15 protein-coding genes are annotated in these 15,746 nt (G+C 73.2%); 8 read left to right on the top strand and 7 right to left on the bottom strand.

Going from position 1 to position 15,746, the window contains the following annotated elements:
• Positions 1–19: 19 nt before the first annotated feature.
• Positions 20–1,024 carry a non-homologous end-joining DNA ligase gene (gene ligD / locus ACFZCY_RS16270; protein WP_391173242.1) on the bottom strand — a complete coding sequence of 335 codons (1,005 nt, stop codon included), beginning with the start codon at positions 1,022–1,024 and terminating at the stop codon, positions 20–22.
• An 80-nt stretch (positions 1,025–1,104) separates the two neighbouring features.
• Between ligD and ACFZCY_RS16265 the strand changes: the two genes are divergently transcribed.
• Positions 1,105–2,181, top strand: a complete 1,077-nt coding sequence (locus ACFZCY_RS16265) for an ATP-dependent DNA ligase (protein ID WP_391173239.1) — start codon at positions 1,105–1,107, stop codon at positions 2,179–2,181.
• Here ACFZCY_RS16265 and ACFZCY_RS16260 read toward each other — a convergent pair.
• Together ACFZCY_RS16260 and ACFZCY_RS16255 are read right to left on the bottom strand one after the other, a co-directional pair.
• The gene (locus tag ACFZCY_RS16260) at positions 2,178–2,864 is read right to left on the bottom strand and encodes a dienelactone hydrolase family protein (protein WP_391173236.1); all 687 of its coding nucleotides are present in this window, start codon (positions 2,862–2,864) and stop codon (positions 2,178–2,180) included. The genes ACFZCY_RS16265 and ACFZCY_RS16260 overlap by 4 nt on opposite strands.
• Positions 2,865–2,901: 37 nt before the next feature.
• Positions 2,902–3,687 carry a sigma-70 family RNA polymerase sigma factor gene (locus tag ACFZCY_RS16255; RefSeq protein ID WP_055551547.1) on the bottom strand — a complete coding sequence of 262 codons (786 nt, stop codon included), beginning with the start codon at positions 3,685–3,687 and terminating at the stop codon, positions 2,902–2,904.
• A gap of 235 nt (positions 3,688–3,922) precedes the next feature.
• On the opposite strand from ACFZCY_RS16255, the gene ACFZCY_RS16250 reads away from it, so the two are divergent.
• A complete protein-coding gene (locus ACFZCY_RS16250) occupies positions 3,923–4,513 on the top strand; it encodes an HhH-GPD-type base excision DNA repair protein (protein ID WP_391173233.1) in 591 nt (196 codons plus the stop codon).
• Between the two features lie 21 nt (positions 4,514–4,534).
• Here ACFZCY_RS16250 and ACFZCY_RS16245 read toward each other — a convergent pair whose 3' ends face one another.
• The 4 genes from ACFZCY_RS16245 to ACFZCY_RS16230 all read right to left on the bottom strand — a co-directional run bounded on the left by ACFZCY_RS16245 (position 4,535) and on the right by ACFZCY_RS16230 (position 9,263).
• Positions 4,535–5,503 carry an alpha/beta hydrolase fold domain-containing protein gene (locus tag ACFZCY_RS16245; RefSeq protein WP_391173230.1) on the bottom strand — a complete coding sequence of 323 codons (969 nt, stop codon included), beginning with the start codon at positions 5,501–5,503 and terminating at the stop codon, positions 4,535–4,537.
• A 509-nt stretch (positions 5,504–6,012) separates the two neighbouring features.
• Positions 6,013–6,798 (bottom strand): DeoR family transcriptional regulator, encoded by a 786-nt coding sequence (locus ACFZCY_RS16240; protein WP_391173681.1) that lies wholly within the window; start codon positions 6,796–6,798, stop codon positions 6,013–6,015.
• 36 nt (positions 6,799–6,834) lie between these two features.
• Entirely contained in the window at positions 6,835–7,863 is a 1,029-nt protein-coding gene (pdxA, locus tag ACFZCY_RS16235) for a 4-hydroxythreonine-4-phosphate dehydrogenase PdxA (RefSeq protein ID WP_391173226.1), read from the bottom strand.
• Positions 7,860–9,263 carry a four-carbon acid sugar kinase family protein gene (locus ACFZCY_RS16230; protein ID WP_391173222.1) on the bottom strand — a complete coding sequence of 468 codons (1,404 nt, stop codon included), beginning with the start codon at positions 9,261–9,263 and terminating at the stop codon, positions 7,860–7,862. The genes pdxA and ACFZCY_RS16230 overlap by 4 nt, the downstream gene beginning before the upstream one ends.
• 244 nt (positions 9,264–9,507) lie before the next feature.
• Between ACFZCY_RS16230 and ACFZCY_RS16225 the strand changes: the two genes are divergently transcribed.
• Genes ACFZCY_RS16225 through ACFZCY_RS16200 form a run of 6 tightly spaced genes read left to right on the top strand, consistent with a single transcriptional unit; the run spans position 9,508 to position 15,744 of the window.
• Positions 9,508–11,112, top strand: a complete 1,605-nt coding sequence (locus ACFZCY_RS16225; protein ID WP_391173219.1) for an ABC transporter substrate-binding protein — start codon at positions 9,508–9,510, stop codon at positions 11,110–11,112.
• A gap of 3 nt (positions 11,113–11,115) precedes the next feature.
• Complete coding sequence (locus ACFZCY_RS16220; RefSeq protein ID WP_391173216.1) at positions 11,116–12,045, top strand: ABC transporter permease subunit; 930 nt, start codon at positions 11,116–11,118, stop codon at positions 12,043–12,045.
• A 3-nt stretch (positions 12,046–12,048) separates the two neighbouring features.
• Entirely contained in the window at positions 12,049–13,008 is a 960-nt protein-coding gene (locus ACFZCY_RS16215; RefSeq protein ID WP_391173213.1) for an ABC transporter permease subunit, read from the top strand.
• Positions 13,008–13,859, top strand: a complete 852-nt coding sequence (locus tag ACFZCY_RS16210) for an ATP-binding cassette domain-containing protein (RefSeq protein WP_391173209.1) — start codon at positions 13,008–13,010, stop codon at positions 13,857–13,859. Before ACFZCY_RS16215 ends, ACFZCY_RS16210 begins: the two co-directional genes overlap by 1 nt.
• Positions 13,856–14,728: an ATP-binding cassette domain-containing protein gene (locus tag ACFZCY_RS16205; protein ID WP_391173205.1), complete on the top strand. Its 873-nt coding sequence runs from the start codon at positions 13,856–13,858 to the stop codon at positions 14,726–14,728. The genes ACFZCY_RS16210 and ACFZCY_RS16205 overlap by 4 nt, the downstream gene beginning before the upstream one ends.
• The gene (locus tag ACFZCY_RS16200; RefSeq protein ID WP_391173203.1) at positions 14,725–15,744 is read left to right on the top strand and encodes an aldo/keto reductase; all 1,020 of its coding nucleotides are present in this window, start codon (positions 14,725–14,727) and stop codon (positions 15,742–15,744) included. The genes ACFZCY_RS16205 and ACFZCY_RS16200 overlap by 4 nt, the downstream gene beginning before the upstream one ends.
• The last annotated feature ends 2 nt before the right edge of the window (positions 15,745–15,746 follow it).

Here is a 15,746-nt window from a genome sequence, read left to right as displayed (position 1 = left end):
GGCCGTGATTGTCGCACCCTCACTGCTTGGCGCGGCTCGGCTGGACCCGCTTCGGCTCGCCCTTCATCTTGGGGTGCTCGGGCGGATACGGAAGGTCGCCGAGACCGTGCTCCCGCTCGTCCCGGTCGGCCAGTTCCAGCGCGGCCTCCAGCCGGTACGCGTGCTCGTCCATGTCCGCGTGCACATCGCCCACCTCCCGGTAGCGCACCGGCATGGTCGCCAGGTCGAAGTCGCGCGGCCGGGCGTCGGGCACCTCCTCCCAGCGCAGCGGCGCGGAGACCGGGGCGTGCGGCTGGGGGCGTACGGAATAGGCGCTGGCGATGGTGCGGTCCCGCGCGGTCTGGTTGTAGTCCACGAAGATCTTCTCGCCGCGCTCCTCCTTCCACCACGCCGTGGTGATCCGCTCCGGCGCCCGCCGCTCCAGCTCCCGCGCGACCGCGATCGCCGAGCGCCGCACCTGGGTGAAGGTCCACTCCGGCGCGATGGGCACGAAGACGTGCAGTCCCCGCCCGCCCGAGGTCTTGGGCCAGCCCCGCAGCCCCAGCTCGTCCAGCACCTCGCGGAGCTCGCCCGCGGCCCGTACCGCGTCCCGGTAGTCCGTGCCCGGCTGCGGGTCGAGGTCGATGCGCAGCTCATCGGGGTGCTCGGTGTCGGGGCGCCGCACCGGCCACGGGTGGAAGGTCAGACAGCCCAGGTTCGCGGCCCACACCACGGCCGCCACCTCGGTGGGGCACATCTCGTCGGCGTACCGCCCGCTGGGGAAGGAGATGCGGCCGGTCGGGGTCCAGTCGGGCAGGTTCTTCGGCGCCCGCTTCTGGAAGAACGATTCCCCCGTCACCCCGTCGGGGTAGCGCTCCAGCGTCGTCGGCCGGTCCCGCAGCGCCCGCAGCGCGCCGTCGCCGACGGCGAGGTAGTAGCGGGCGAGGTCGAGCTTGGTGAAGCCCCGCTCCGGGAAGTACACCTTCCCGGGGTTGGACAGCCGCACCGTGCGCCCACCGACGTCAAGCTCCACCGTCTCTGCCATACCCCAACGCTAGGTCCACTCCGCCCGCTCCACCTCCCGGCGGGCGCGCGGGCCCCGGCGGCCGCACAATCGAAGACATCATGGACCTTCCGGTGATGCCCCCGGTGGCACCGATGCTGGCCAAGTCGGTGGCCACGATCCCGCCCGGGATGCGGTACGAGGCGAAGTGGGACGGCTTCCGGGCCATCGTGTTCCGCGACGGGGACGAGATCGAGATCGGAAGCCGGACGGCCAAGCCGCTCACCCGCTACTTCCCCGAACTCGTCGACGCCTTCCGCACCCGGCTGCCGCCGCGCTGCGTCCTGGACGGCGAGATCGTCATCGCGCGCGGCGGCCGTCTGGACTTCGACGCCCTCCTGGAGCGCATCCACCCCGCCGACTCCCGGGTGCGGATGCTGGCCCGGACCACCCCGGCGGGCTTCGTCGCCTTCGACCTCCTCGCCCTCGGCGACACCTCGCTCATGGACGGGCCTCTCGGCGAGCGTCGCGACGCCCTCACCGAGGCGCTGCGCGAGGCCGCCGCCCCCGTGTTCACCGCCCCCTGGACCGACGACCTCGACGTGGCGCGGCAGTGGTTCGACCACTACGAGGGCGCCGGGCTCGACGGCATCGTCGCCAAGCGCCCCGACCTCGGCTACCGGCCCGGCGAACGCGTCATGGTCAAGGTCAAGCACGAGCGGACCGCCGACTGCGTGGTGGCCGGGCTGCGGCTGCACAAGTCCGGACCGGTCGTCGGCTCCCTGCTGCTCGGCCTGCACGACGCCACCGGCCGCCTCCAGCACGTCGGCGTCTGCGCCGCCTTCCCGATGCGCCGCCGCCAGGAGCTGATGACCGAGCTGGAGCCGCTGCGCATGGAGTCGGTCGAGGGCCACCCGTGGGCCGACTGGGCGCGCGAGGAGGCGCACACCCGGAGCCGGATGCCGGGCGCGCCCAGCCGCTGGACCGGCGTCAAGGACCTGTCGTGGCTGCCGCTGCGCCCGGAGCGGGTGTGCGAGGTGGCGTACGACCACATGCAGGGCGACCGCTTCCGGCACACCGCCCGGTTCCGGCGCTGGCGGCCCGACCGCGAGCCGGAGAGCTGCACCTACGCGCAGCTGGAGGAGCCGGTCTCGTACGACCTGCGCGAGGTGCTGGGCACCTGGCCGGCCACTGGCTAGCCACGGCGTGCGCCGCCCCGCTGCTCGGCCATCCGCGCGAACCAGTCGCGCGCCGCCTCCGCCGCCTGCTCCAGCGCCCCGGGCTCCTCGAAGAGATGGGTGGCCCCGGGCACCACATGCAGCTCGTGCGGCGCGGCCAGCATCGCGGCGGCCTGCTCGTTCAGCCGCAGCACCTCATGGTCGTCCCCGCCCACCACCAGCAGCACCGGCGCGCGCACCCGGTTCAGCACCCCGCCCGCCAGGTCGGGGCGGCCGCCCCGGGACACCACGGCCCGCACCCGCTCCGGCCGCTCCGCCGCGGCGGTCAGGGCTGCCGCCGCGCCCGTACTGGCGCCGAACAGGCCCACCGGCAGCCCGCTGGTGCCGGGGTGGCCGGCGAGCCAGTCGACCGCCGCCACCAGCCGCCGCCCCAGCAGCGGGATGTCGAAGCGGTGCTCCGCGGTGATCGCGTCCACCCGCTCCTCGGCGTCGGTGAGCAGGTCGAACAGCAGCGTCGCGAGCCCTGCCGACTGGAGCACCCCGGCCACCGCGCGGTTGCGCGGGCTGTGCCGGGAACTGCCGCTGCCGTGCGCGAAGGCCACGACACCGGTGGGCTGTCCGGGCTGCTCAGGCTGTCCGGGAAGGGCCAGATCGCCCACGAGCAGGGCGTCGTCCGCGGCGATACGGGCGGTCTCGGAGCGCATCGGCACCTCCTGCCGGGGGAGCGGGGGCGTTAACGGGTCACGCGTGGGCCAGCAGCCCTTGGCGCAGCTCGCTGTAGAGCCGGGACAGCCGGCGGGATATGTGCATCTGCGAGAAGCCGAGGATCTCACCGATCTGGCTCTGCGAAAGGCCGGCGAAGAACCGCAGGTAGAGCACGTAGCGGTCCTGTTCGGAGAGGTTCGCGATGAGCACCCGCAACGACTCCCGGTTGACGACCCGTTCGATCGCGGCGTCGTCCGCGCCCACCGTCTCGGCGAGCAGCCGCTCCTCGGCGCCCTGCACGGCGGCGTTGAGGGACAGCGGGGTGCAGGAGGCGCTGGCCTCCAGACCGGCGCGTACGTCCTCCTGCGGCATACCGGTACGAGTGCTGATCTCCCCGACGGTCGGGGTACGGCCGCCCAGCTCCTGCTCCAGCGCGTCGCGCGCCGAGCGGGTGCGGGAGCGGACCTCCTGGATGTTGCGCGGGATGTGCAGCGTCCACAGATAGTCGCGGAAGTGCCGCTTCAGCTCACCGGTGATGACGGGGATCGCGTACGAGGGGAAGGCGTGGCCGAGGTCCGGGTTGTAGCGGTCCACGGCCTTCACCAGGGCCAGCGAGGCGACCTGGGTGAGGTCTTCGATGTTCTCGCCCTTGTTGCGGAAGCGCAGCGCCAGACGCTTGGCGACCGGCAGCCACTCGCAGATGATCGCCTCGCGCAGCGCGTCGCGTTCGGGCCCGGAGGGGAGCCGGGACAGTCGCAGAAAGGCGCCGCCGGTGTCGGGGGTGTCGTCATGGCGTCGGCGGCGAGTCGCGGTTGCTGGCATGGTCACTCGCCTCCGTGGTCCGATGTCACGGCCTGCCCGCGGCACAGCGGTGATGCGGTGAGGCCCCGCTCTTGAAGGGGGCGATCGGTTTCACGGTCGGTTCTGCGGTCGCAACCAGGCTCGCATGCACCCCAAGATCGTGCAATTCGGCCAAATCGCCCCATCTTTTCAACGCCTTTGGGGGGAATTGTGACGCTGGGTGATTCGGTGCCGGAGCGTTGGGTATCCGCCGGTGATGGACGCCACCCTTCGTCTCGCCCAGCAGCCCGAGGCCGACGCCCTGCTCGCGCGCAGCCCCCTCGCCCTCCTGACCGGCATGCTGCTCGACCAGCAGGTGCCCATGGAATGGGCGTTCACCGGCCCGTACACCATCGCGCGGCGGATGGGCGCCGACGACCTGGACGCCCATGAGATCGCCGCGTACGACCCCGAGCGGTTCTCGGAGCTGCTGTCGGAGAAGCCGGCCGTGCACCGCTACCCCGGATCGATGGCCAAGCGGATCCAGCAGCTGTGCCAGTACCTGGTCGAGCACTACGACGGTGACGCGGCCGCCCTGTGGCGCGATGCCCCCACCGGCGCCGAACTCCTCCGGCGGCTGAACGCCCTGCCCGGCTACGGCAAGCAGAAGGCGCAGATCTTCGCCGCCCTCCTCGGCAAGCGGTTCGAGGTACGGCCCGAGGGCTGGCGCGAGGCGGCGGGGGCGTACGGCGAGGAGGGCTCGTACCGCTCGGTGGCCGACATCACCGGACCGGAGTCACTGGACAAGGTGCGTGCCCACAAGCAGCAGATGAAGCGGCAGGCCAAGGAGCGCGGCGCCGGGGGCTGAGACCGCGAGGCGCGGCCGGTGTCAGGCCGTGCCCAGCGCGCCGCGCAGGGTGTCCACGGCGAGGGTGAGCGCGGCCCGTGCGGCATGGGTGTCGCGCAGCGCGTCGAGCATCAGGAAGTCATGGATGATGCCCTGCATCCGCAGCGCGGTCACCGGCACACCGGCGTCGCGGAGCTTGTTCGCGTACGCCTCGCCCTCGTCCCGCAGCACATCGGCCTCACCGGTGATGACCAGCGCGGGTGGCAGCCCCTTGAGCTGGTCGGTGTCCGCGCGCAGCGGGGAGGCGGTGATCTCGGCGCGCTGCGCGGGGTCGGTCGTGTACTGGTCCCAGAACCACTTCATGCCCTCGCGGGTCAGGAAGTAGCCCTCGGCGAACTGCTCGTACGAGCCGGTGTCGAAGCTCGCGTCGGTCACCGGGTAGAACAGCACCTGCTGGACGAAGGTGACATCGCCGCGCTCCTTGGCCATCAGCGTCAGCGCGGCGGTCATGTTGCCGCCCACCGAGTCCCCGGCCACCGCGAGCCGGTTCGCGTCGAGCCCGGCGCCCTCGCCGTGCGCCACGACCCACTGCCCGACCGCGTAACACTGCTCCAGGGCCACCGGGTAGCGGGCCTCGGGGGAGAGGTCGTACTCGGGGAACACCACGGCCGCGCCGACCCCGACCGCCAGCTCCCGGGCCAGCCGGTCATGCGTGTGCGCGTTGCCGAACACCCAGCCCGCGCCGTGCACATAGAGGATCACCGGAAGCGTCCCGGAGACATTCGGCGGACGGAGGATCCGCGCCCGCACCCCACCGGCCGGAATGCCGGTGACGCCGATCCACTCCTCGTCCACCTCGGGTTTGGGAACCTCCCCGGACTGCACCGCGTCGACCGTCCTGCGGCCCTCCGCGGGCGACATCTCGTACAGAAACGGCGGCTGCGCGGTGGCCTCGGCGAACGCGGCGGCTGCGGGCTCCAGAACGGGTCGGGGCGGTGCGGTGCGCGGCATCTGCGGCTCCTTGGCGGTCCGGGATTCCGAGCCTCTCACCGCCCGCGCGACCGCACCCATCCGCTTACGCCGGCAGGGCTATGCGGCGCCTCTGGGACCCCATTCCCGATCAGGCCGGACCGGATCAGGTCAGCGGGCCCGGCGCCGGGGAGGGATCGGGGACCGGATCGGGGCCCGGGGGATGGGGCACCGGATCCGGGGACGGGCCCGGAAGCGGCCCCGGCGTGGGGCTCGGCGGCTCCGGCGGAGGCGACGGCACCGGATCCGGCGGCGGCCCCGGAGGCGGCCCGGGCACGGGCCCCGGCGCGGGTCCCGGCTCGGGGCCGCCCGGCCCCGGCGACGGGGTCGGGTTCGGCGGCACGGGGTCGTCGGGCCGCGTCGGGTCGGCGGTGGAAAGCGGATCGGTCTGCCGTGCCACGATGTCCTCCAAAAGCTCATGAGACGGTGGCCACGTCATCTGCGGGTCGGGTGCCCGATCGCCCCCTGTCCACGCATGACTACGGCTGAATTCATCTGGGAGTCCCGTCGTCCACGATAGTGACCTCGACGCCCCCGGCGCGCAGCGCCCGGAGCTCCTCCTGGTCGGAGCCGCTGTCGGTCACCAGGGTCCAGCCGGGTGGCAGCCGTACCCAGGTGTGGAACGGGCGGCGGCCCACCTTGGCCGAGTGCGCCAGCACGTACACCTTCTCGGCGCGCCGGGCCATCAGCTCCTTGAGCCGGGTCTGCCGCAGATCCGCCTCGCAGATGCCGTGTTCGGCCGTCACCCCGTCGGCGCCCAGGAAGACCCGGTCGAACGTCATGCGCTCCAGCGCCGCCTCGGCGAGCGGGCCCAGGAAGCTCTGGCTCAGCGGCCGGAGCGTACCGCCCAGGCACTCGACCCGCACGGACTCCACGTCGGCCAGCTCCTGGAGCGCGGTGAGCCCGGTCGTGGCCACCGTCAGCCCCTCGGCCGTGCGCAGCTCATGGGCGAGGGCGCCGACGGTCGACCCCGCGTCCAGCAGCACCGTCTCGCCGGTACGGACGGTGGACGCCGCCCAGCGGGCGATGGCCCGCTTCGCCTCGAACGCCTCGCCGGTGCGCTGGCGCAGCGACGCCTCGGGGTGGGCGACCAGGGCCATCGCCCCGCCGTACGTCCGCGCCAGCCGGCCGTCGGCGGTCAGCTGGGCGAGGTCGCGGCGGATGGTGGAGGCGGTGACCCCGAAGGCACGGGACAGCTCCTCCACGCTGGCGAGGCCCGTGGTCGTCGCGAGGTGGACGATCTGGTCGCGCCGGGCCCGTGCTCCCTGTACCGGCAATGTCACGCGTCCTTCTCGGTCCGTCGGTGGTGGGCTTCAGCGGGTGGGCGACGGCGACATGTCGGCGGCCTGCCGCAGCGCCTCGATCATGCTACCGGCGTCGGCCTTGCCGGTACCGGCGATGTCGAACGCGGTGCCGTGGTCGACGGAGGTACGGATGACCGGGAGGCCGACGGTGAGGTTGACCCCGGCCTCCAGGCCCAGCACCTTGACCGGGCCGTGCCCCTGGTCGTGGTACATGGCCACGATCAGGTCGTAGTCGCCGCGCCCGGCCAGGAAGAAGGCGGTGTCGGCGGGGAGCGGCCCGCGGGCGTCGATGCCGTCCCCCCGCAGTACCTCCAGCGCGGGCACGATCTTCTCCTCCTCCTCGCCGTAGCCGAACAGCCCGTTCTCCCCGGCGTGCGGATTGATGCCGCACACCCCGATCACCGGCTGCGGGGTACCGGCCCGGACCATCGCGTCGTGGCCGCGGCGCACGGTGCGTTCGACCAGACCCGGCTCGATCTTGTTGACGGCGTCGATGAGCCCGATGTGGGTGGTGACGTGGATGACCTTCACCGTCGGGGTGGCCAGCATCATCGACACCTCCTCGACACCGGTGAGATGGGCCAGCAGCTCGGTGTGGCCGGGGAAGACGTGCCCGCCGGCGTGCAGGGCCTCCTTGTTCAGCGGCGCCGTGCAGATGCCCTGCACCTCGCCGTCCATGGCGAGCCGGGCGGCCGCCCGTACGTACTGGTACGCGGCGTCCCCGGCGACCGGGGACAGCTCGCCCCAGGGCAGGTCGGCGGGGAGCAGCCCGAGGTCGATGACGTTGATCCGGTCCGGGGTGAACTCGGCCTCGGCGGGCGCGCCGACCGTGACGATCTCGCACGCTATGCCGCGCAGCCGGGCCGCCTGCCGCAGCCGCTCCGCGTCCCCGATGACCACCGGGCGGCAGCGCCGCAGGGTCTCCGGGGCGAGCAGGGCGGGGACGATCACCTCGGGCCCGATGCCCGCGCCGTCGCCCATGGTCACCGCGATGAGCGGGAGCGGGCCGGCGGCGTCGAGGTTGGTGGGTGCGTTCATGAGGTGACCTTCCGTTCGGTCGAGTGGGGGCGCAGCGCCCGGACGATGTGACGCAGGGAATCGGGATCGCCGAAGCTGCCCGGGCGGGTCACGACGGATCGCCCGTCGGGAGTGCGGAGGTGTACGGCGCCGTGGTGCACCTGCCCGACGGGGTCGAGCCGGGTGATCGCGAGCGCGTCCAGGACCCGGCGTGCGGTTTCCCCGCCGGTCAGGACGAGGTCGACGGCGCCGCCGTGCGTGGTGAGGGTGCCGGCGACGGTACGGGCCAGCCCGTGCACGAGATGCCGGGCGGGTACGGGGGTGGTGTCGATGACCTCCGCCGCGGCGGCCGTCGCGGGGTCTACCGCGCCGCGCGGCGGACCGGCGGCCGGGGCGATGGTGACGACCGTGACGGGGGCCGTCAGCGGGGGCAGTGCGGCCGCGGGCGGCACCGACAGCAGGCCGACCAGGTCGAGCGCGACATGTACGGCCCCGTCGGCGACCAGTCGGCGCACCTGCTCGACGGCGCCCGGCTCGGCCGTACCGACGACGACCAGCACGGGCCGGTCGGCGGCCTCCGTGGCTTCGGCCCGCAGCGCGGTTGCCGCGCGCGGCGCCGCGTTCGCCGTCCCGGGGCGCGCCGCGATGTCCGGCCGCGCCGCGGTATCGGCCCGCGCCGGGCGCGCGTCACCGCCCGCCGTGGCGGGCAGGCCCGCCAGGTGGCGGCCGAGGGCGACCGCCAGGCCGCCGGTGCCGACCAGGTGCGGCCGCGGGCCCCCGGCGAGGGAGGCCTCGACGATCGCGTCCAGGTCGGCGTCCGTCTCGGCGTCGCAGACCGCGACCCGTCCCGCCGCCACCGCGGCCCGCAGGGCTGCCACCAGGGTGTGCCGCGAGGCGCGTACGGTCGCGAGGGGGACGAGCGCGGTGGGCAGTCCGCCCAGCGCGTCGGCCACCGAGGACGGCGGGGCCGTGGCCTCGGCGCGCCAGGCCTCGCTCTCGTGCAGCGGCACCCCGCCGATGTGCACCACGCCCGCGCGCACCACGCGCCCGGCGACCGGCAGGGCGGGGGCGACGACCACGCCCGCCCCGTCCGCGGCCAACGCGGCGACTTCGGCGGCGACATTGCCGCGCAGCAGTGAGTCGATCTTCTTCAGGACCAGGGTGCCGCCCGTGGCGGTCCGCCGCAGCGCGCCGCGGACCGCGTCGGCCGCGTCCTCGGCCGGGCAGTACCGCGAGTCGAGGTCCAGCACGGTCACGGTGTGCGCGTCCGCCGCGGACATCTGCTCGGGACGCGTGCCATCGGGCCCAAGAAGCAGCACACGACTGCGCGTTGTGCGCGAACTCAGCCCGGCGGCCGTCTCGGCGGCACCGGACAGGTCGTCCGCGACGGCCAGCACGCTCCGGACGGGCGGCAACTCCACCGGTACCTCCTTGAATGGCCATGACAGGGGGAGTGATCAGACGTGATCAGATGCGATCAGACGACGGACACGCTGTCTCCGTGGTCTCGATGATGACACACGTTGCGCGAACCGCGCGAGAGGTATTGCGTAAAGCGCGCAGTCATGTCACGGTGACCGCCGCGACACCTTGACCCGTCCGGCCCTCGGTCCGAGCGGGTCGAGCGAGCCGGTCGCTCGCCTCAGAACCGCCGAGAGGTCACCGATGACCCGTATCCCCCAAGACCCGGCCAGCAGTGGTCCGGACGTCCGCGGTCCGGACATCAGCCGCCGGGCCATGCTCCGCCTCGGAGCGGGCGCCTCCGCAGGTCTCGCCCTCGCCCCGCTCGCCGGGTGCGCGGGCCCCACCGGTGGCCCCGGCCCCGGTGCCATCAGCCTGGGGCTGAACCGTTCCCTGGTCAGCCTCGACAACAAGCTCAACCAATTCGACGCCGCCGTCACGGTGCAGCGCGCGGTCCGCCAGGGCCTGACCCGGATGGGCAAGGGGCTCCTGCCGGAGCTGGTGCTCGCCGACCGGTTCGAGATGACCGAGCCCACCCGCTGGACGGTGCGGCTGCGGGACGGGGTGCGCTACTCCGACGGCAGCCCGGTCACCGTCAAGGACGTGGCGACCGCGCTGAAGATGTACTGGGGCGTCAACGGCTCGTTCATCGTCGGGCTCTTCCCCGAGCGGCCCGCCCTCGAACCGGTGGACGAGCGCACCTTCTATCTGCACACCAAGCGCCCGGTCCCCATCCTCGACCAGCTGATGGCCAACATCCTCATCAGCCCGGCCGCCAAGAACCGGCCCGAGGAGCTGTCCGGCGGCGCCGGCTCCGGCCCGTACGTGGTCACCTCGGCGAACTCCGGCACCGGTGAATACGCGCTCGCCGCCAACCGGCACTACTGGGGGCGCCGCCCCGCCACCCCACAGGTGCGGGTCCGCTTCGTCCCCGAGGAGTCCAGCCGCGTGGTCGCCCTCCGCAGCGGCGAGCTGGACGTCATCGACACCATCACCCCCGACTCGGCCGAGCAGTTGCGCGGACTGCCCGGGGTGCGTCTCGACCGCACCACCGGCACCCGCGTCAACCAGCTGTTCTTCAACTTCCGCAAGCCCCGCGGCCATCCGCTCGCCGATCCGCGGGTGCGCGAGGCGCTGAGCTACGCCATCGACGGCAAGTCCCTGGTCGACGATGTGCTCACCGGCTCCGCCCAGCAGGCCGAGGGCGTGGTCCCGCTCGCGCTCAAGGGCGCGATACGCACCGGCGGTTACGTCCACGACCCCGGCAAGGCGCGCAAGCAGCTCACCGCGCTCGGCCACCGCGACCTCAAGGTGAAGATCATCTGGGAGTCCGGGGAGTTCCCCGGCGACACCTCGGTGATGGAAGCGGTCCTGGAGATGCTGCGCTCCGTGGGAGTCCGCGCGACCCTCCAGCAGTTCGAGCCCGGCGGCGACATCCAGCAGTGGCGGCAGGGCCGCCGCGGCGACTGGGATGTCCTCGGCAACGGCTTCTCCGTCCCCACCGGACACGCCAGCACCAGCCTCCAGGGCATGTACGGCGGCACTCCGGAGAAGGAGAAGACCCGCGACACCTATCAGGGCTACGTCTTCCCGGAGATCGCCGACCGGCTGGCCGACGCCTCCGCCGAAACCGACGAGAAGACCCGCAACGCCAAGCTCGCCGCCGTCCAGAAGGAAATCTGGAACACCCGCCCCTGCCTGTGGGCCTTCGTCCCCGATGTGGTGCTGGCCCGCCGCTCCCGGGTCCGGGACGTGAGGCTCCTGCAGCTCAACTCCTACGACCTCGCCGCCGTGCGCCTGGAGGGCTGAGCCGTGCCGCGCTATCTGATACGCCGCCTTGGCCAGAGCGTCCTGACCATCTTCCTGACCCTCTCCACCGTCTTCGTCCTGGTGCGCATGGCACCCGGCGACCCGGCCGCCGCCCTGGCCGGGCCCAACCCCAGCAGCGCGGACCTCGCCCGGATCCGTGAACAGTTCGGGCTGGATCAGAGCCTGCTCACCCAGTACGGCGTCTTCCTGCGCGATCTGTTCACCGGCGACCTCGGGACCAGCTACTCCTTCCACGCCCCCGCCTTCGACGTGGTGTTCGACCGGGTCCCCTACACCATCACCCTCGCCCTCTCCGCGATCCTGCTCACCACCGTGGTCGCCGTGCCGCTGGGCGTGTGGATGGCCCGCCGCGCCGACACCAAGCGCGAGATCGGCGCCAATGTGCTGACCATCGCCGGACAGTCCATGCCGGACTTCTGGATCGGCGTCATGCTGCTGACCGTCTTCGCCGTGGTGATGCCGGTGATGCCCGCCTCCGGCTTCACCACCTGGAGCGGCCTGGTGCTGCCCACCGTCACCGTGGCGACCCTGCAGATGGCGCTCATCTCCCGGCTGGTGCGGCGCGAGATGGTTGCGGCCCTCAGCTCGCCGTACGTCACCACCGCCCGCTCCCGCGGTGTCTCCGAGCGCGCCCTGACCTGGCGTTACGCCATGGGCAACTCCGCCATCCCGGTGCTCACCGCGCTCGGCACCCGGTTCGCCGCGATGCTCAACGGCGTCGTGGTGGTCGAGGTGGTCTTCGGCTGGCCCGGCGTCGGCTCGCTGGTCGTCCGCGCCCTGGAGACCCGCGACTACCCGCTGATCCAGGCGACCGTGCTGGTCACCGCCGCGCTGGCGGTCCTCGTCCAACTCCTCATCGACCTGGCCTACCCGCTGCTCGACCCGCGGGTACGCCTGGGAAAGGCGGCCTGAGAGATGAAAGGCGCTCTCGAACCCCCGGCCCCCACCGGCTCCCCGGCCCCCGGCTCACCGGCCCCCGCCGAGGCCACGCCCGCGCCCCGCCCCAGCCGGGTCACCGCCGGCGACCTGTCCCGCGCGGCCGCCACCCGGCGCCATCGCAGCGCGAGCCTCAAGCTGTGGGCGGGCGCGGTGTGCACCCTGCTGGTGGTGGTGCCCGTCGCCCTCGCACAGGTGCTGCCGCTGTCCGGCGCGAACGACCAGGACCTGTCCCGGCGCCGGCTCCCCCCGCTGACCGACGGCCATCTCTTCGGCACCGACCAGCTCGGCCGCGACCTGCTCTCCCGGGTGCTGCACGGCGGCCAGGTGTCCCTGTCGATCGGTGTGCTCGCCGTCCTCGTCTCCGGCCTCATCGGCATCGTCGCGGGCGCGGCCGCCGGATACTTCGGCCGCTGGGTGGACGCCATCGTCTCCCGGCTGCTGGAGGCGCAGATGTCGCTGCCGCTGCTGATGATGCTGCTGCTCGTCGTCGCCCTGTTCGGCCCGTCCGTCACCGTCATCACCTGCGTGATCGCCATCGCCCAGTGGCCGGAGGTGGCCCGGCTGACCCGCTCGCTGGTGCTGGTCGAACGCGAGAAACCGTACGTGGCCGCCGCCCGGGTGCTGGGGCTGCGCCAGATCGCCATCCTGGCCCGCCACATCATCCCCAACATCGTCCGCCAGGCGTCCCTCGTCGTCCTGCTGCTGCTCGCCCAGGCCGTCCTGCTGGAGAGCGCGCTCAGCTACCTCGGCGCCGGACCCCAGCGGCCGTTCGCCACCTGGGGGCGCATCATCTCCGACGGCCAGGACTACATCACCACCTCCTGGTGGCTGGTGACCCTGCCCGGCCTCGTCATCGCCCTGCTGGTGGTCGGGGTCAACCTGCTGGGCGACGGGCTGCGCGACCGTACCCGCCGACGTACGACGGAGGGCTCCTGATGAGCGACCGACAAGCCCCGCTGCTGGAGGTCGAGGACCTCCAGATCGAGCTGATCAGCGACCGCGGCGTGGTCCGCGCGGTCGACGGCGTCGGCTTCACCCTCGCCGCGGGCGAGACCGTGACCCTCATCGGCGAGTCCGGCTCCGGCAAGTCCACCACCGCGATGGGCCTGCTGCGGCTGCTGCCCGAGGGGCTGGCCGTGCTATCCGGCACCGCCCGCGTCCGGGGCGTCGACGTCATCGCCGACCCCCGGGCGGCCCGCCGGATCCGCGGCCGCGGCGTCTCCCTCATCCCGCAGGACCCCATGACCGCGCTCAGCCCGGTGCACACCATCGGCCGCCAGCTCGGCGAGGCGCTGCGGATCCGCCACCCGGAGCTGTCCCGCGCCGACGCCCGCGCCAAGGGCATCGAACTGCTCGGCCGGGTACGGATCCCCCGCCCCGAGACCCGGTGGGGCGCCTACCCCCACCAGTTCTCCGGCGGCATGCTGCAGCGCGTCCTCATCGCCATCGCGCTCGCCGCCGAACCCGAGCTGCTGGTCGCCGACGAGCCGACCTCGGCGCTCGACGTCACCGTCCAGGCCGGCGTCCTCGACCTCCTGATGGAGCTCCAGGAACGCACCGGCATCGGCATCCTCATGATCACCCACGATCTGGGCGTGGCCCGGCTGGTCTCCGACCGCATCCACGTCATGCGCGGCGGCCGGTTCGTGGAATCCGGCCCCGTCGAACAGATCGTGGAACACCCCGCCGAGCAGTACACCCGCGATCTGCTCGCCGCCGTCCCCACCCTCGGCCCCTGGGACGAGACCTCCGCCCTCCCCGCCGCCGTCCCCGAGGAGGCGCTGTGACCACACCCCTGCTGGCCGTCGAGGACCTGGTGGTCGAATACCCGGTCCCGGGCGGCGTGTTCCGCGCCGTGGACGGCGTCGGCTTCACCGTCGCGCCCGGCGGCGCGCTCGCCATCGTCGGCGAGTCCGGCTGCGGCAAGTCCACCATCGCCCGCTCCCTCGTCCGGCTGCTGCGCCCCACCGAGGGGCGCATCCTGCTCGACGGCACCGACATCGCGTCGCTGCCCGAGCGGCGGCTGCGGCCGCTGCGGCGCCGGGTGCAGATGGTCTTCCAGGACCCGTACGGCTCACTGGACCCGCATCTGACCGCCGAGGAGATCGTGGCCGAGCCGCTGCGGCTGGCCGGGACGCGGTCCGCCGCCGAGCGCGGCCGCCGGGCCGCCCAGCTGATCGACCAGGTGGGCCTGCCCTCCAGCGCCCTCCAGCGGCGCCCCGCCGAGTTCTCCGGCGGCCAGCGCCAGCGGATCGGCATCGCCCGCGCCCTGGCCAGCGGGCCCGAGCTGCTGGTCTGCGACGAGGCCACGTCCGCGCTGGACGTCTCCGTACAGGCCCAGGTGCTCCAGCTGCTGCGCGAACTCCAGGCCGAACAGAACCTCGCCTACATCGTCATCTCCCACAACCTCGGAGTGGTCCGCGAGATCAGCTCCGAGGTGGTGGTGATGCGCAGCGGGCGGATCGTCGAATCGGGACCGACCGCGGACGTGCTCGCCGCGCCCACCCAGCCGTACACCAGGGCGCTGCGGCGGGCGGCACTCGACCCGGCGACGATGCGGGGACGCAAACCGCGGGCCCTGGTGTCCGCGATCGCCACCGACCGCGATCATGATCGTGACCAGGACCCTCACCAGGAATCAGGAGCACCGCAGTGAACGCGCACGCGCAGACCGACACCACCTCCCAGGCGTCGCCCGGCGGGGTGACCCTGCCCGGGGCCCCGGTGCCGCTGTCCCGGCTGGTGCTGGGCACCATGACCTTCGGCGACACGGTGGACCGGGAGGGCGCCGCGGCGATGCTGGACGCCGCGCTCGACGCCGGGGTGACGGGCGTGGACACCGCCAACGCCTACGTCGGGGGCGTCACCGAGACCATCCTCGCCGAGCTGCTGCCCGGCCGCCGCGACCGGATCGTCCTCGCCACCAAGGCCGGTATGCCGCACGCCGACGCCGGTGAGCACTCCCCGCTGTCCGCGCGCGGCATGCGCGCGGCCCTCGAAGGCAGCCTCCGCCGCCTCGGCACCGACCACGTCGACCTCTTCTACCTCCACCAGCCCGACCGCGCGGCGCCGCTGGAGGAGACGCTGAGCACGGTTGCCGAGTTCGTCGCCGAGGGCAAGATCCGCGCACTCGGCGTCTCCAACTACGCCGCCTGGCAGATCGCCGAGCTGACCCACACCGCCGACCGGGTCGGCGCCCCGCGCCCGGTGGTGGCGCAGCAGCTGTACAACCTGCTGGCCCGGCGCATCGAGGAGGAGTACCGGGAGTACGCGGCCACCAGCGGCCTGCGCACCATGGTCTACAACCCGCTCGGCGGCGGCCTGCTGACGGGGCGTCATGTCTTCGAGGAGACCCCCGAGTCCGGCCGCTTCGGCGACTCCAAGCTCGCCGCGATGTACCGGCAGCGCTACTGGGACCCCCGGCTCTTCGAGGCGGTCCGCGACCTGGGACGGATCGCGGATGAGGCGTCCATCCCGCTGACGGATCTGTCGCTGCGCTGGCTGCTGGGCCGCGACGGCGTGGACGCCCTGCTGCTGGGCGGCTCCCGGATCGAGCATCTGCGGGCCAACCTGGCGGCCGCCGCCGCGGGGCCGCTGCCGGCGGACGTGGTGGCGGCGTGCGACGAGGTGGGCGCCCGGCTGAGGGGCCCGATGCCCGCGTACAACCGCTGACC

Source organism: Streptomyces sp. NPDC007983 (assembly GCF_042958345.1).
Lineage (GTDB): Bacteria > Actinomycetota > Actinomycetes > Streptomycetales > Streptomycetaceae > Streptomyces.
The sequence above is the reverse complement of the archived record's forward strand: the minus strand, read 5'-3'. Positions and strand labels throughout refer to the sequence as shown.